Annotated in this window: 17 protein-coding genes; 7 read left to right on the forward strand and 10 right to left on the reverse strand. The window is 69.1% G+C overall.

Annotated features, from left to right (window positions below; all coding sequences use genetic code 11):
* The first annotated feature begins 100 nt into the window (after window positions 1-100).
* The 3 genes from ABEG18_RS21470 (at window position 101) to ABEG18_RS21480 (ending at window position 1,951) form a co-directional block, all read left to right on the forward strand.
* The gene (locus ABEG18_RS21470) at window positions 101-982 is read left to right on the forward strand and encodes a 3-hydroxybutyryl-CoA dehydrogenase (RefSeq protein WP_406855079.1); all 882 of its coding nucleotides are present in this window, start codon (window positions 101-103) and stop codon (window positions 980-982) included.
* A 60-nt stretch (window positions 983-1,042) separates the two neighbouring features.
* Window positions 1,043-1,246, forward strand: a complete 204-nt coding sequence (locus ABEG18_RS21475) for a putative motility protein (RefSeq protein WP_406855080.1) — start codon at window positions 1,043-1,045, stop codon at window positions 1,244-1,246.
* A 120-nt stretch (window positions 1,247-1,366) separates the two neighbouring features.
* Window positions 1,367-1,951 (forward strand): HNH endonuclease, encoded by a 585-nt coding sequence (locus tag ABEG18_RS21480; RefSeq protein ID WP_406855081.1) that lies wholly within the window; start codon window positions 1,367-1,369, stop codon window positions 1,949-1,951.
* Between the two features lie 680 nt (window positions 1,952-2,631).
* On the opposite strand, the gene grxD is transcribed toward ABEG18_RS21480, so the two are convergent.
* From grxD to purL, 3 genes are read right to left on the reverse strand one after another with little or no spacing between them, the layout of a single operon-like run.
* Window positions 2,632-2,970: a Grx4 family monothiol glutaredoxin gene (grxD, locus tag ABEG18_RS21485; RefSeq protein WP_406855082.1), complete on the reverse strand. Its 339-nt coding sequence runs from the start codon at window positions 2,968-2,970 to the stop codon at window positions 2,632-2,634.
* 50 nt (window positions 2,971-3,020) lie between these two features.
* Window positions 3,021-3,254, reverse strand: a complete 234-nt coding sequence (locus ABEG18_RS21490; RefSeq protein WP_406855083.1) for a BolA family protein — start codon at window positions 3,252-3,254, stop codon at window positions 3,021-3,023.
* A 12-nt stretch (window positions 3,255-3,266) separates the two neighbouring features.
* Complete coding sequence (gene purL, locus ABEG18_RS21495) at window positions 3,267-5,492, reverse strand: phosphoribosylformylglycinamidine synthase subunit PurL (RefSeq protein ID WP_406858673.1); 2,226 nt, start codon at window positions 5,490-5,492, stop codon at window positions 3,267-3,269.
* Between the two features lie 325 nt (window positions 5,493-5,817).
* Between purL and ABEG18_RS21500 the strand changes: the two genes are divergently transcribed.
* Entirely contained in the window at window positions 5,818-7,041 is a 1,224-nt protein-coding gene (locus ABEG18_RS21500; RefSeq protein ID WP_406855084.1) for a VWA domain-containing protein, read from the forward strand.
* Between the two features lie 72 nt (window positions 7,042-7,113).
* Here the strand turns inward: ABEG18_RS21500 and purQ are convergent, their stop codons facing one another.
* Together purQ and purS are read right to left on the reverse strand one after the other, a co-directional pair.
* Window positions 7,114-7,815, reverse strand: a complete 702-nt coding sequence (gene purQ, locus ABEG18_RS21505) for a phosphoribosylformylglycinamidine synthase subunit PurQ (RefSeq protein ID WP_406855085.1) — start codon at window positions 7,813-7,815, stop codon at window positions 7,114-7,116.
* Window positions 7,816-7,818: 3 nt separating this feature from the next.
* Window positions 7,819-8,061, reverse strand: coding sequence for a phosphoribosylformylglycinamidine synthase subunit PurS (purS, locus tag ABEG18_RS21510; RefSeq protein WP_406855086.1), 243 nt, complete (start codon window positions 8,059-8,061; stop codon window positions 7,819-7,821).
* A gap of 199 nt (window positions 8,062-8,260) precedes the next feature.
* Between purS and ABEG18_RS21515 the strand changes: the two genes are divergently transcribed.
* Window positions 8,261-8,839: a GNAT family N-acetyltransferase gene (locus tag ABEG18_RS21515; protein ID WP_406855087.1), complete on the forward strand. Its 579-nt coding sequence runs from the start codon at window positions 8,261-8,263 to the stop codon at window positions 8,837-8,839.
* A gap of 5 nt (window positions 8,840-8,844) precedes the next feature.
* On the opposite strand, the gene lysA is transcribed toward ABEG18_RS21515, so the two are convergent.
* The 4 genes from lysA to argH form a co-directional block, all read right to left on the reverse strand.
* A complete protein-coding gene (lysA, locus tag ABEG18_RS21520) occupies window positions 8,845-10,137 on the reverse strand; it encodes a diaminopimelate decarboxylase (protein WP_406855088.1) in 1,293 nt (430 codons plus the stop codon).
* Window positions 10,138-10,152: 15 nt separating this feature from the next.
* Window positions 10,153-10,431: a lipoprotein gene (locus tag ABEG18_RS21525; RefSeq protein WP_406855089.1), complete on the reverse strand. Its 279-nt coding sequence runs from the start codon at window positions 10,429-10,431 to the stop codon at window positions 10,153-10,155.
* A gap of 71 nt (window positions 10,432-10,502) precedes the next feature.
* Entirely contained in the window at window positions 10,503-11,252 is a 750-nt protein-coding gene (locus ABEG18_RS21530) for a DUF3800 domain-containing protein (protein ID WP_406855090.1), read from the reverse strand.
* A 139-nt stretch (window positions 11,253-11,391) separates the two neighbouring features.
* Window positions 11,392-12,783 (reverse strand): argininosuccinate lyase, encoded by a 1,392-nt coding sequence (gene argH / locus ABEG18_RS21535; protein ID WP_406855091.1) that lies wholly within the window; start codon window positions 12,781-12,783, stop codon window positions 11,392-11,394.
* A gap of 30 nt (window positions 12,784-12,813) precedes the next feature.
* Here argH and tlpA point away from each other — a divergent pair, with 30 nt between their 5' ends.
* Window positions 12,814-13,515, forward strand: coding sequence for a thiol:disulfide interchange protein TlpA (gene tlpA / locus ABEG18_RS21540; protein ID WP_406855092.1), 702 nt, complete (start codon window positions 12,814-12,816; stop codon window positions 13,513-13,515).
* Window positions 13,516-13,517: 2 nt separating this feature from the next.
* Here tlpA and ABEG18_RS21545 read toward each other — a convergent pair whose 3' ends face one another.
* Window positions 13,518-14,900 (reverse strand): amidase, encoded by a 1,383-nt coding sequence (locus ABEG18_RS21545; protein WP_406855093.1) that lies wholly within the window; start codon window positions 14,898-14,900, stop codon window positions 13,518-13,520.
* A gap of 174 nt (window positions 14,901-15,074) precedes the next feature.
* On the opposite strand from ABEG18_RS21545, the gene ABEG18_RS21550 reads away from it, so the two are divergent.
* The gene (locus ABEG18_RS21550; RefSeq protein ID WP_406855094.1) at window positions 15,075-15,362 is read left to right on the forward strand and encodes a DUF3072 domain-containing protein; all 288 of its coding nucleotides are present in this window, start codon (window positions 15,075-15,077) and stop codon (window positions 15,360-15,362) included.
* Window positions 15,363-15,371: the final 9 nt, after the last annotated feature.

Here is a 15,371-nt window from a genome sequence, read left to right on the forward strand (position 1 = left end):
CCGCCCTCCTCTCGGACGGGCGATGGTTTAGGGTAGACTGTTCCGCCCGTCTGGGCGGGATTCAGCACGGGTAGAGGACGGCTCCGGCCGCACAGCAATCATGTCGCTCGAGATTCGCAAGGTGGGCATCATCGGCGCGGGCCAGATGGGCAACGGCATCGCCCAGGTGTGCGCCCAGGCCGGCTACGACGTGATGCTGAACGACATCAGCGAGGAGCGCATCCACGCCGCCATCGAGACCATCGACGGCAACCTCTCCAAGCTGGCCCAGAAGGGCACGATCGAGGACGCCGACCGCCGCCAGGCGATGCAGCGCGTCAAGCCCGCCCGCACCTATGACGACCTCGGCGCCTGCGACATCGTCATCGAGGCCGCCACCGAGAACGAGGAGGTGAAGCGCAAGATCTTCACCCAGCTCTGCTCGTCGCTGAAGCCGGACGCCATGGTGGCGTCCAACACGTCCTCGATCTCGATCACCCGGCTGGCCTCGGTGACGGACCGTCCCGAGCGCTTCATCGGCATCCATTTCATGAACCCGGTCCCGCGCATGCAGCTCGTCGAGCTGATCCGCGGCATCGCCACCGAAGACCCGACCTTCGAGGCCGCCAAGGAGCTGATCTCCCGCCTCGGCAAGACCGTCACGGTGGCCGAGGACTTCCCGGCCTTCATCGTCAACCGCATCCTGCTGCCGATGATCAACGAGGCCATCTACACGCTCTATGAGGGCGTCGGCTCCGTCGAGGCGATCGACACCGCCATGCGGCTCGGGGCCAACCACCCGATGGGCCCGCTGCAGCTCGCCGACTTCATCGGCCTGGACACCTGCCTGTCCGTCATGCAGGTGCTGCACGAGGGGCTGGCCGACTCCAAGTACCGGCCCTGCCCGCTGCTGGTGAAATATGTCGAGGCCGGCTGGCTCGGCCGCAAGACCCGCCGCGGCTTCTACGACTATCGCGGCGAAAAGCCGATGCCGACCCGCTAGGACGCAATTGAGCGTCCTGCTTAAGCCAGGCGCAAGGATCTGACGCTAGGCTCCGAGGCCATGAGCGCGATCGGCCCCGTGGACCCCCTCTCCAGCATCGTCACCCTGCAGCAGGACGCCCTGCAGCAGCGGGTCGGGGTCGCCGTGATGAAGCAGCAGATCGACGCCGAGCGCATGCTGGTGAGCATGCTCGATTCGGCCTCCCGGACGGTGGAGGCCGCTCCCGCGCCCGGGACCGGAACGCGGGTCGACCTGCGGGCCTGACCGCCAGCCGCTCAGCGGCCCCGGAAGGGCGCCGGCGCGGCGAGGCTTCACAAGAGCGTCACGAGCCCTATAGACTATCCCCGAGAGGCGGATTCGGCCCGCCCTCGGAGGAGGAGTTCGGTGACGATCCACGTTCACCAGCCCCACATTCATCTGCCGGTGTCGCCGGAGGCCTGTCCGGCGCTGGTGCTCAATGCGGACTACCGGCCGCTGAGCTACTACCCGCTCTCGCTCTGGTGCTGGCAGGACGCCATCAAGGCGGTGTTCCTGGATCGGGTGAACATCGTTTCGCGCTATGACAAGACGGTCCGAAGTCCCACCTTCGAGATGCAGCTGCCCTCGGTCGTCTCGCTCAAGACCTACGTCAAGCCTTCGCGGCATCCGGCCTTCACCCGTTTCAACGTTTTTCTCCGTGACCGTTTCACCTGCCAGTATTGCGGGTCCCGCGAGGACCTGACCTTCGATCACCTGATCCCCCGCTCCAAGGGCGGGCAGACCACCTGGGACAACGTCGTCGCCGCCTGCTCCCCCTGCAACCTGCGCAAGAGCGACAGGATGCCCCGGGAGGTCGGGATGTTCCCCGCCCAGTCCCCCTTCGCGCCGACCGTGAACGACCTTCACCAGAACGGCCGCCTGTTCCCCCCGAACTACCTCCACGAAAGCTGGATGGACTATCTCTACTGGGACACCGAACTGGAGCCCTAGCCTCCCGCCGCGGCCGACCCGCTCGCCCCGGAACGGGGAGAGGGTGGGGGTGAGGGGTGGGGGTATCCCCTCATCCGACCTCGCTTTGCTCGGCTGCGTTCTCCCCGTGTCGGGGAGAAGGGCACGCGCGTTTATCTCCGCGGCGTTTCGGCCCGGAGGGATGGGGTGGAGGGCGGCGCGGAGCAGCGTCGCTGGGGGCCCCACGGCGAGTGGGGTGGGTAGAGTGGAAGCCGGGAGGCCGCCAGGCCCCGCCGCTCCGCGCGCAGCGTTGGAGGATGAAAGGAAGATCCCGGGGCGCTTTCAGCCCCTTCGCGCTTCGCTAGTCGGACCTTGTCTTTCGTCCGCCGCCTCGACCGGGTCGTGAGCCCGGCTTTGACGGCCGCCGCCTCCGATCCACATCCGTCACGCTGCAGACGCCCCTCCGTGGACCGGAGCACGGACAGGGGTATAGGAATTTTATCCGCTTGTCAAGCGCGGAACCGTTCGACCGGCCTTTCTGGATCCCCTTCCCGCGCCCGCGGCGCGCCGGGGATGACAGGGGCGGGGTCTTGGAAAGAGCCGCAGCGGGCCCCCTCGCCCCGGAACGGGGAGAGGGTTGGGGTGAGGGGTGGCGGGTGTCCCCCTCATCCGGCCCTTGGGCCGCCTTCTCCCTGTGCCGGAGAGAAGGAGAGCGCCTGGGATCAGGCCTGGGCGGGCTGCTTAAGCGGGACGCCGTTCTGGGTGAGGTGCGACTGCAGCTCGCCCGACTGGAACATCTCGCGGACGATGTCGCAGCCGCCGAGGAACTCGCCCTTGACGTAGAGCTGCGGGATCGTCGGCCAGTTGGCGAAGTCCTTGATGCCCTGGCGGATCTCGTCGTTCTCGAGCACGTTCACGCCCTTGTAGGGCACGCCCAGATAATCGAGGATCTGGACCACCTGCCCGGAGAAGCCGCACATGGGAAACTGCGGCGTCCCCTTCATGAACAGCACCACGTCCTGGGAGGCGACTTCGGTCTTGATCGTGTCCTGGATGCTCATCGCTTCGTCCTTCGCTCGTGCGCGGTCAAGGCGCGCCGTTCGTGGGGGTATTATTCGGGTGTCGAGGTCGTCAGCGCAAGGGCGTGCAGAACCCCGCCCATATTGCCCTTGAGGGCCCCGTAGACGAGTTGGTGCTGCTGCACCCTCGTCTTGCCCCGGAAGGCCGACGACACGACCGTGGCGGCGTAATGGTCGCCGTCGCCCGCAAGGTCGCGGATCTCGACCGTGGCGTCCGGCAACGCCTCCTTGATGAGCCGCTCGATCTCGCGCGCGTCCATGGCCATGGGGGTGTCCTCTCAGAGGCGTTCGGCGGTGGTGGGATGGCCGGCCATGTAGTCGGGCAGCCAGGATTCATGCGCGTGGCGCAGCGTCTCGACCGATATGGGGGCCTCGCCGGGCAGCGTCAACGCGTCGCCGCCGGTCTGTCCGAGGCGCTGCGCCGGCACGCCGGACGCCGCGGCCTGGGCCAGCACCGCCTCGGCCCGGTCGGCCGGAACGGCCAGGAGGTAGCGCGCCTGGTCCTCGCCGAACAGGACCGCATGGGCGGGAGCGCCGGAGGGCAGCGCGTCGATCGTCGCCCCGACGCCGCGCGCCATCGTCATCTCGGCCAGCGCCACCGCCAGGCCCCCGTCCGACAGGTCATGCACGGTGCGCAGGCCCCAGTTGCGGATGAGGCCGCGCACGAAGTCGCCGTTGCGGCGCTCGACCGCAAGGTCGACCGGGGGCGGCGCGCCCTCCTCCCGGCCGTCGATCTCCTTCAGATACATGGACTGGCCGAGCCAGCCTTGCGTCTCGCCGACCAGCAGGATGGCCTGGCCCTCGGCCTTGAACGCCACGGAGGCGTTCACCGTGACGTCGTCCAGCAGCCCGACCGCCCCGATGGTCGGCGTCGGCAAAATGCCGCGCCCGTTGGTCTCGTTGTAGAGCGAGACGTTGCCGGACACGATCGGGAAGTCCAGCGCCCGGCAGGCCTCGCCGATCCCCCGGATGCAGCCCACGAACTGGCCCATGGCGTCCGGCCGCTCCGGATTGCCGAAATTGAGGTTGTCGGTGACGGCGAGCGGCTGGCCGCCGACGGCCGTGATGTTGCGCCAGGCCTCGGCCACCGCCTGCCTGCCGCCTTCGACGGGATCCGCCTCGCAGTAGCGCGGCGTGACGTCCGAGGTGAGCGCCAGCCCCTTCGGGCCGTCGAGCACGCGCACCACGGCGGCGTCGCCGCCCGGCTGCTGCACGGTGTTGCCCAGGATGAGGTGGTCGTACTGCTCCCAGACCCAGCGCTTGGAGCACAGGTCCGGCGAGCCGATCAGCCGCACCAGCGCGTCGGCGTTCGATGTCCGGGCCGGGACGTCGGCGGGCGAGAGCACGGGCTGGTGCGTGTTGGCGATGTGCGGGCGGTCATAGACCGGGGCCTCGTCGCCCAGCTCCATGATGGGCAGGTCGGCCATGACCTCGCCGCGGTGGCGGACGACGAAGCGCTTGGTGTCGGTGGTCCGGCCCACGACCGCAAAGTCGAGGCCCCACTTTACGAAGATCGCCTCCGCCTGCTTCTCCTTGGCGGGGTCGAGCACCATGAGCATGCGCTCCTGGCTCTCCGACAGCATCATCTCGTAGGCCGACATGCCCTCCTCGCGGCAGGGCACCTTGTCGAGGTCGAGCTCGACGCCGAGGCCGCCCTTGGCGCCCATCTCGACGGCCGAGCAGGTGAGGCCGGCCGCGCCCATGTCCTGGATGGCGATGACCGAGCCGGTCTGCATCAGCTCCAGGCAGGCCTCCAGCAGCAGCTTCTCGGCGAAGGGGTCGCCGACCTGCACGGTGGGGCGCTTCTCCTCCGACTTGTCGTCGAACTCGGCCGACGCCATCGTGGCGCCGTGGATGCCGTCGCGGCCGGTCTTGGAGCCGAGATAGACGATCGGGTTCCCGACGCCGGTCGCGGCCGCGTAGAAGATCTCGTCCGCCTTGGCGATGCCCACCGCCATGGCGTTGACCAGGATGTTGCCGTCATAGCGGGTGTGGAAGCCGAACTGGCCGCCCACGGTGGGCACCCCAAAGGAGTTGCCGTAGCCGCCGACGCCCGCCACCACCCCGGCCACGAGGTGGCGCGTGCGCGGGTGGCTCGGATCGCCGAAGCGCAGGGCGTTGAGGCAGGCGATCGGGCGCGCCCCCATGGTGAACACGTCGCGCAGGATGCCGCCCACGCCCGTGGTCGCGCCCTGATAGGGCTCGATGTAGCTCGGGTGGTTGTGGCTCTCCATCTTGAACACGCAGGCGAGCCCGTCGCCGATGTCGATGACGCCGGCGTTCTCGCCCGGGCCCTGGATCACCCACGGGGCGGAGGTCGGCAGCGTCTTCAGGTGCAGGCGCGACGACTTGTAGGAGCAGTGCTCGTTCCACATCGCCGAGAAGATGCCGAGCTCCGTGAAGGTCGGCTCGCGCCCGATCAGGCCGAGGATGCGCTGGTATTCGTCCGGCTTGAGGCCGTGCTCGGCCACGAGTTCGGGAGTGATCTTGACGGCGTTGGGGATCACGGTCGCCCTCTCTCGGTGAGCTTCGTCCTGCGGCGTGAGGCTGCGACGGGGCCAAGGCCCGACGCCGCCCGCGTCTCGCCATCGCATAAAGGCGCCGGCGCCGCATGGCAATGCGCAAGCGTGCCGGGTCGGGACCCGGCGCCGGCGCCGTGCCGAACTGGGACGCCCCGGACGAGGGGATTCCGGCTGAATCGAGCCTTCTGAGCCGTTCTCGGCGGATACTCGCTCAGGTTGCATTCAAATGACGAGACACGTCGCCTCAAACAACCGGTGGCCCGGTCTTTGAAACCTGGAGTTGCAGAACGCCAAGAGGGCCTCTGCGATGTCCATTCTGAAACGCCTCGCTTCCGACGACCGCGGCTCCGTCAACGTCATGTTCGCGGTCGCCATCCTGCCGCTCCTGCTGGCGGTGGGCAGCGCCGTCGACTACGACCGCGCGACCGGGATCCAGGCGCGGCTCCAGTCCGCCGCCGACTCCACCGCTCTGGCGATGGCCAAGCAGGCCGGCCAGCTGACCGACGCGGACCTGCAGGCCAAGGGCGTCGACTATTTCGAGGGCGCGTTCTCGTCCCAATGGAGCAACGCCGGCCCGAACCGGTCGGCGCGGCAGTTCCTGCGCAACAGCCTGACCGTCACCAAGACCGGCAAGACCGTGAATGTCGACGTGAAGGGCCTTTACCCGACCACCTTCATGAAGCTCGCGGGCCTCAACGACGTGGCGCTCGCCGCCTCCGGGCAGGCCGCCTGGGGCACGCGCAAGATCGAGGTCGCCCTCGTGCTCGACAACACCGGCTCCATGGCGGGCGCCAAGATCACCGAACTGAAGAAGGCGGCCAAGACCCTGGTGAGCACGCTGGAGACCGCCTCCAAGGAGCCCGACCAGATCAAGATCGCGCTGGTGCCGTTCAACACCCAGGTCCACATGGACGCCGCCGCCTACCGCAACGAGACCTGGCTCGACTTCGCCTCCTACGGGGTCAACAAGGCGACCTGGACCGGCTGCGTCACCGACCGCAACAGCGGCTACGACACCAATGACGACCCGATGGCCAAGTACCCGGCCGTGCAGTCCTGCACGTTCGGCAACCAGCTCGCGCTGATGTCGCCCCTCTCGTCCAATTTCGGGGGGATGCGCACGTCGATCGACAGCATGAGCGCGACCGGCAACACCAATATCGCGATCGGGCTGGCCTGGGGCCTCGCCTCGCTGTCGCCCGGCGCGCCTTTCACCGGCGGAGCGGCCTTCGGGACCTCGGGCGTCGACAAGTTCATGATCATGCTGACCGACGGCGACAACACCCAGAACCGCTTCGGCGACAGCGTCTACCAGATGGACCAGCGCACCAAGCTGGCCTGCGACGAAGTGAAGAAGAGCGCCAACAAGATCGCGCTCTACACGATCCGGGTGATGAACGGGAACGCCGCCCTGCTGAAGAACTGCGCCTCGGACCCGTCGAAATATTACGACGTCACCAGCGCCAGCCAGCTGAACGGCGTGTTCCAGCAGATCGCCGACGAGATCACGTCCATCCGCCTCACCATGTGAGTATGCGTATTGGTGAGGCGTGGTGCGCGGCCTCGGTCCGGAGCCGAGGCCGCAGCTCTTTGGGGAGGCGGCTCAGGCCGCCACGGGCGTCCCGGAGACCAGGCTCTGGAACAGGGCCAGCCCATCCGTCCCCCCGACGAGCGGGTCGATGAGGTTCTCGGGGTGCGGCATCATGCCGAGCACATTGAACCGCTCGGAATAGATCCCGGCGATGTCGTTGAACGAGCCGTTCGGGTTGGAGCGGCTGCCGATCCGGCCCTGCGCGTCGCAATAGCGGAACGCCACCCGGCCCTCGGCCTCGAGCGCGTGGATGGTGTCCTCGTCGGCGATGTAGTTGCCCTCGCCATGCGCGATAGCGACCTCGATCACCTGGCCGGTCGTGTAGCGGTTGGCGAAGGGCGTATCGGCCCGCTCCACCCGCAGGTGCTGCATCTTGCACACGAAGCGCAGCTGGGAGTTGCGCATCAGCACGCCCGGCAGCAGGCCCGACTCCACCAGGATCTGGAAGCCGTTGCAGACGCCCAGCACCAGCCCGCCGCGCGCCGCATGGGCCCGCACCGCGTCCATGATGTTGGCGCGGCCCGCGATGGCCCCGCAGCGCAGATAGTCGCCATAGCTGAAGCCGCCCGGCAGGACGACCAGGTCCGTCCCCGCCGGCAAGGCGTGATCGGCGTGCCAGACGGAGGCCGGCTCATGGCCGGTCCCGGCCCGGATCGCCCGGATGATGTCCCCGTCGCGGTTGGAGCCGGGGAAGACGACGACGGCGGATTTCATGGCTCAGCCCGTGATCTCGACGCGGTAATTCTCGATGACCGTGTTGGCGAGCAGCTTCTCGCACGCCTCCTGCAGGGCCGCCTCGGCGCGGGCCTTGTCCTGCGTGGAGAGCTCGACGTCGAACACCTTGCCCTGCCGGACGCTGTCGACGCCCGAAACGCCGAGCGAGCGCAGCGCGCCCTCGATGGCCTTGCCCTGCGGGTCGAGGACGCCGTTCTTCAACGTGACGGTGACGCGGGCTTTCATTCGTCGCTTCCTCGTTCGGGCGTGGTCGCCCCAAGCCGATAGAGGCTCGCCGCCCGGATCGCAAGCCCCGGGCCGCCGCCAAGCGCGACGGAACGCCGCCGCGCCCTTGATGCCGCGGCCTCGCCGCGCCATGTTGCACTGCAGCAAACACGTGCGATTCGGGAGAGACGCTCGGGACCTCCAGAACAGGAACCGACACATGGGACAGTCCGCACCCCTCGGCGGGATTTTCCGAAGGCTCGGCGCCGCCGATGTCGCGCTCTTTCGCGAGCATCTCATCCGGCTCGATCCAGACACCCGCCGCGACCGCTTCGCCATGGGGGCGAGCGACAATTTCCTGGCGCGCTACGCCGAGCAGGCCTTCGCGGGCGACGCCGTGCTGTTCGGCTTCGTGGAGGCGGGACGCCTGCGCGCCGTGGCGGAGCTGCGTCCCTTCGACAGCCGCGAGGCGGAGGCGGCTTTCAGCATCGAGAACGAGTTCCGCCGCAGGGGGCTGGCCACCGAGCTGTTCTCCCGGCTGATCACGGCCGCCCGCAACCGGCGCCTGCGGCGGCTCTACATGAACTGCCTGGCTCACAACCGCGCCATGCAGGGCCTGGCGCGCAAGTTCTCGGCCGAGCTGACCTTCGAGTCCGACAGCGTGCTGGCCATCGTGACCGCGCCGCCCGGCTCTCCGGCGAGCGTCATGCAAGAGGCGGGCGACGCCATGGGGGTCTTCACGACCGCCATCCTGCAGTTGCAGGGCCGCTGGCTCGGCCTGACGCCCTTCCGCCGCTGACGCCGTCAGCGGCTGGCGACGGGCTCGGCCGCCCGCAGCCAGGGCGGAATCGAATCGAGGCCGATCAGTTCGTCATAGCTGGGCCGCCGCCGCACCACCGCGAAGGACGCCCCGGTGACCATCACCTCCGGGACGAGCAGGCGGCTGTTATAGGTGCCGGACTGGGCCGCCCCATAGGCGCCGGCCGTCATCACGGCCAGGAGGTCGCCCGCGGAAGGCGCGGCCATCTCGCGGTCCTTGGCCAGGTAGTCGCCGCTTTCGCAGACGGGGCCGACCACGTCGGCGGTGATGCGCGGCGCGCCCGCGGCGGGCTCGGTCACGGGCTTCACGTCGTGATGCGCCTCGTACAGCGTCGGGCGGATCAGGTCGTTCATCGCCGCGTCGACGATGACGAAGTCCTTCCCGTCGCCGTGCTTCAGATAGATCACCTGCGTGACCAGGACGCCGGCGTTGCCCACGATCATGCGGCCGGGCTCGAACACCAGCGTGCAGTCGAGCGAGCGCGTGTGGCGCTTGACCACCCTGGCGTAGTCCTCCGGGGTGGGAGGCGGCGCGTTATCCTCGCGATAGGGGATGCCCAGCCCGCCCCCGAGATCGACATGGTCGATGGCGTGGCCGTCCGACCTGAGCTCGCGCACGAAGTCCGACAGCAGCGCGAAGGCGTCGTCATAGGGCTGCATGTCGGTGATCTGGCTGCCGATATGCATGTCGACGCCGGTCACCACGACGCCCGGCAGCGTCGCCGCGAGGGCGTAGACCTCGCGCGCCCGCGAGATCGGGATGCCGAACTTGTCGCCGGACTTGCCGGTCGAGATCTTGTGATGCGTGCGCGCGTCGACGTCCGGGTTCACCCGCAGGGCGATGCGGGCCTTCATGCCCTTGGCGGCCGCCACGGCCGACAGCGCCTCCAGCTCGGGCTCCGATTCGACGTTGAAGCACAGGATGTTCTCATCCAGCCCGTAGGCCATCTCGCGGGGGGTCTTGCCGACGCCCGAGAAGGTGATGCGCGAGCCCGGCACGCCGGCCGCGCGGGCGCGGCGCAGCTCGCCCTCCGACACCACGTCCATGCCGGCGCCGAGCCGGGCCAGCGTCTTCAGCACGGCCTGGTTGGAGTTCGCCTTCATGGCGTAGCAGACGAGCGAGGGCGCATCCGCGAAGGCTTCGGCGAAGACGCGGTAATGCCGCTCCAGCGTGGCCGTGGAATAGCAATAGAACGGCGTGCCGACCTCGTCGGCGATCCGCCGCAGGTCGACGTCCTCGGCGTGCATGACGCCGGCGCGGTAATCGAAATGGTGCATGGCGCAACGCCTGCCTTAGAGGATCGGGTCCAGGATGAAGGGCTCCTTGGGAGCCGCGATCGGCTTGCCCTTGGCTTTCTGGCGGCCGGAGGCCACCGGCGCGATCGAGGGCGCGATGGTGCGCTGGTCCGTCTCGGGGTCGATTCCGCCCAGCGGGTCGGGCTTCGCCGCGACCGCGCCGGGAGGCGGCTCGAGCGCTCCCTTGCGGCCGCACGCCCCCAGGGAGGCCAGCAGGACAAGGCTCAGCGCGAGCGCGACGGAACGCGACGACAGCGACGAATTCGAGGAAGGCACCGGCGGGACTCCAAGGACAGCGGCACTATAGCGAAAGCCCTACGGGGCGAAAGCGGTGGCTCCCGCAATCGTCAGCGTCTCACACGAGATTGGCATGCCGGGCAATAGCATTCGTCGCGCAAGCGACGGCGATGCACCAGTCCGTGGATGACCCCTCCTTCCGCATCGAATTTGGGAATGATCGGATCGAAGAAGCGGCCGTCGCTGAATTCGTATCGCCGCCAGGTCGCGTAGGCGATCAGGTCCGCGATCTGGACCAGCCGCGACGCTCGTGAATCGACGAAGAGGGGAACCTCGGCCAAATGGGGATACCGGCCCCAGCGCCCACCCGTGCGACGAAATCGCCGCGCCATCGATTGCAACGGCGCGGCATGCTTCGTCTCGTCCATGACGATCAGGCCGCGCTGCCCTTCGCCCGTTCGGTTCGACCTCCGCTGCAGAAAGAGGTTGAAGCGGCTACAGATTTCTTCGAACGCGATTTCGATCGGATCGGCCGGGGCGACGGCCTCCTTGTCCACCGCCGCGGCGAACAGGGTGGAGCTGGGCGATGTTGCAAAGATGCTCAGAGCGGCGCTGATGGCCTTCTCACGCATGTGACGCTCGCGAAGAGAACGCCAGGGCGTCGAGCGGCCACTGTACATCGTGCTGGCATGCAGCTCGACGGAGTCAGGGTCCTCGAAGCCGAATGCCGTGACGCAATCATCGGCCGCTTTGATCAGGTGGTAGATGCCGCGCTCGAAAACGGCGATCCCGCCCAATACGAAGTATCTTTCTGAAGCGTTGTCGATCGAGCCGGACTCGTCGACATACAAAATGTGCATGTGAAAAAGCCTAAAAAAATGCAGCCGAGTGGAGATTAAACCCCAACGGACCGCACAACGGCAGGCCCTCTCAACCGCGCTTTTTCTTAGCTCAGGGAGGTGCTGTTGTCAAAAATAGCCCGCCGCAGACGCGCCGTTCTCACGCCTTCTCCTTGCCGAGCCGGGCGAGCCAGCGGCGGGCTTGCTTGCGGACTTCGGCGGGCGCGGTGCCGCCGTAGCTGGTGCGGCTGCGGACGGAGCGGTCCACGCCGAGCACCTCGAAGACGTCCTGCGTGATCGCGGGCTCGACGGCCTGCATCTCGGCGAGCGAGAGCTTCTCAAGCCCGACGCCTTTCTCCGCCGCGAGCGCGACGATGCGCCCGGTGACGTGATGCGCCTGCCGGAACGGCGTCCGCAGCGTGCGCACCAGCCAGTCGGCGAGGTCGGTCGCGGTGGCGTAGCCGAGCCCGGCGGCCTTCTTCATGGCCTTCTGGTCGGGCTCCATGTCGCGCACCATGCCGGCCATGGCGGCGATGCAGAGCGACAGCGAGCGCAGGGCGTCGAAGGTGCCCTCCTTGTCCTCCTGCATGTCCTTGGCGTAGGTCAGCGGCAGGCCCTTGATGACGATCAGCAGGCCGCTCAGCGCCCCGATGATCCGTCCCGCCTTGCCGCGGACGAGCTCGGCCGCATCCGGGTTGCGCTTCTGCGGCATGATCGAGGAGCCGCTCGTGAACTTGTCGGAGAGTTTCACCAGGCCGAATTGCGGCGTGGTCCACAGCACGATCTCCTCGGCGAAGCGCGACAGGTGGACGGCCGCGATCGAGGCGGCCGCCAGGCTCTCCAGGGCGAAATCGCGGTCCGAGACGCTGTCCAGCGAGTTGGCCGTGGGCCGGTCGAAACCCAGCGCCGCGGCCGTCATGTGGCGGTCGATCGGGAAAGAGGTCCCGGCCAGCGCGGCGGCGCCGAGGGGGCATTCGTTCATGCGCCGGCGCGCGTCGGCGAAGCGGCCGCGGTCGCGGCCCAGCATCTCGACATAGGCGAGCAGATGGTGGCCGAAGGTGGTGGGCTGCGCCGACTGCAGATGCGTGAAGCCCGGCATCACCGCGCCCGCGAAGGCGAGCGCCTTCTCGGCCAGCGCCGTCTGCAGGTCGGCGAGCTGCGCGTCGAGCTGGTCGACGGTGTCGCGCACCCACAGCCGCATGTCCGTCGCGACCTGGTCGTTGCGCGAGCGCGCCGTGTGCAGCCGGCCCGCGGCGGGCCCCACGATCTCGGCCAGCCGGGACTCCACGTTCATGTGGATGTCCTCGAGGGACCGCGAGAACGTGAAATCTCCCGCCTCGATTTCGGCATGCACGGCGGCTAAACCATCGGCGATGGCCTTGGCGTCCTGCTCGGCGACGATCCCCTGCTTCGCCAGCATGGCCACATGGGCCTTCGATCCGGCGATGTCCTGTCGCCAGAGGGTCTTGTCGAAATCGATGGAGGCGTTGATCTCCTCCATGATGGCGTCGGGACCGCTGGCGAAACGGCCGCCCCACATCGTGTTGCTCATGGCTTTCGAACTTTCCAACGCAGGACGGACATGACGGACAGGACGGACAGGACGCCCGGGGCGGAACGCCCGCAGACCGCGGCCGCATCCGCGACGGCGCCCCGTCGCCGCGCGCTCGTCGTGGCGGGGGTGGGCGTCGCGGCCGCGCTTGGGCTCGGGCTGGCCGTCCTATACGGGACGAACCCCGGCTGGGGCAACGCCGGCGATGCGGATTGCGCCCCGGCGCTGGCCGTCGCGCAGGCCATGCAGCCCCTGGCGCGCGGGGAAGTCGCGGCCGTGCAGGTCTCCAAGGCGCCGAAGCTCCTGCCGGCGCTGGCCTTCAATGGCCCGGACGGCAAGCCCATGTCGCTGGCCGACCTGAAGGGCCGGACCGTCCTGCTGAACCTCTGGGCCACCTGGTGCGCGCCCTGCCGGCAGGAGATGCCGGCCCTCGACGCCGCGCAGGAGAAGCTCGGCGGCGACGACTTCCAGGTCGTGACCGTGAACATCGACACCCGCAACCTCGACAAGCCGCGGCAGTGGCTGGCCGACAACAAGGTCACGCGCCTCGCCTATCACTCCGATCCGAGCGCCAAGATCTTCCAGGACCTGAAGGCCATCGGGAAGGCCTTCGGCATGCCCACCACGCTCATCGTGGATCCGAAGGGCTGCGAACTCGCCTCCATCGCCGGGCCGGCCGAGTGGTCGAGCGAGGACGCCCTGAAGCTCCTGAAGGCCGCGGCGCGGAAATAGGCTCAGATGGGCCAGGGCCGCTGCTCGCCCCGCAGGCCCTCGTAGGCGGCCGCCATGGCCAGCACGCCCCGGTCGTCGAAGCGGCGGCCCACGATCTGCAGCCCGATCGGCAGGCCTGACGCGGTGTAGCCGGCGTTGATCGAGACGGCGGGGTTCTCCGCCATGTTCCACACCACCGTGTAGCCGATATGCTCGAACGGGCGCTCCGGATCATGGATCGGCGAGGCCTGTTCGGCCGGGAAGCTCGGAACCGGCGAGGTGGGCGAGAGCACGAAGTCGTGAGCGGCGAAGAGCGCGCCCGCCGCCTTGCGCATCTCCATCGTGCGGTTGTAGCCGCGCATGACGTCGAGCCCGCTGCGGGCCGCGCCCGTCTCCGCCCAGGCCCGGATATAGGGCAGGATCAGGTCACGCTGCGCCGGCGCCAGCCGCGAGACGTCGTCCCAGGCGCGCACGCGCCAGAAATCGTCCAGGCCGTCGAGCATCTCGCGCGTCAGCACGGGGGCGACCGGCTCCACGATCGCGCCCGCCGCCTCGAACTGCGCGGCCGCGCGCTCGATCGCCGCCCTCACCTCCGGGTCGAGCGGCAGGCCGGCCCCGATGTCCAGCTGCAGGCCGACCCGTAGGCCCCTGAGGTCCAAGGAGAGGTCGTCCCAGTCGACGGCCTGCGGCGGCAGGCTGGTGCCGTCCCGGGGATCGGGGAGGGACAGGACCGACATCATCAGCGCCGCGTCGGCGACGCTGCGCGTCATCGGCCCCGCGACCCGGCCCAGATAGGGCGGATCGATCGGCACGCGCCCGGCGCTGGGCTTGAGGCCGACGAGGCCGCACCAGCCGGCCGGCAGGCGGACGGAGCCGCCGATGTCGGTGCCGAGATGCAGCGGCCCGTAGCCGGCCGCCGCCGCCGCGGCCGCGCCCGCGCTGGAGCCGCCGGGCGTCATGCGCGGGTCCCACGGGTTGCGGGCGAGCTTGTGGAAGCTCGACAGGCCGGAGGAGAGCATACCGTAGTCGGGCATGGTGGTCTTGGCGAGCAGCACCACGCCGGCTTCGCGAAGCCGCGCCGCCGGGGGCGCGTCGTGCGGCGACGGCGTCAGCGGGGTCGCCGCCGCGCCCAGCGGCGTCGGCGCGCCGAGGGTGGCGATGTTCTCCTTGATGGTCGCCGGCACGCCGTCCAACGGACCGGCCGGCTCGCCCCTCGCCCAACGGCGCGTCGAGGCCGCCGCGGCGGCGCGGGCGGCGTCGGGATCGAACAGATAGAGGGCGCACAGCTCCGGCTCCCGCCGGCCGATGTGGCGGATCAGCTCGTCGACGACTTCGCTGGGACTGAGGCGGCGCGAGGCGTACAGGGCCAGGAGTTCGCGGGCGGACAGAGACGGGATGGAGGTCAAGCGGTCGTCCTCGCGGGGGCGCGGCGCCCGGTCGGTCCGGCCGGGCGCCCGGCGGCAGCTTAGACCCGCGCCGCGGCGGCCGAAAGCCGCGCCGGACGCCGCCCTGAAAGCCGGAACAAGAGGCCGGGCGACGCGTTCCTGATCATGAACGAAAACGGAACAGAGAGGCCCGCGATGTCGAGCAAGCCGTCCCCCGACGCCACCCACAGCCGCAACCCGCAGGACGCGCCCTTCACGGGCGAGAACCCCAAGAAGCCGAGCGACGCCGCGCCGCCCAACTCCAACCAGATCAAGGACCCCGACGACTGGGTCACCGGCGAGGAGCCGATGACCGGCGCGCAGGCCTCCTATCTGAAGACCCTGTCCGAGGAGGCGCACGCCCCTGACGCGTTCGACCCGAAGCTCGACAAGGCCGAGGCCTCCAAGCGCATCGACGAACTGAAGGAGAAGATGGGCCGGTGAGCCGCGCCG

It is taken from the genome of Alsobacter sp. KACC 23698 (assembly GCF_045348435.1).
Lineage (GTDB): Bacteria > Pseudomonadota > Alphaproteobacteria > Rhizobiales > Beijerinckiaceae > Alsobacter.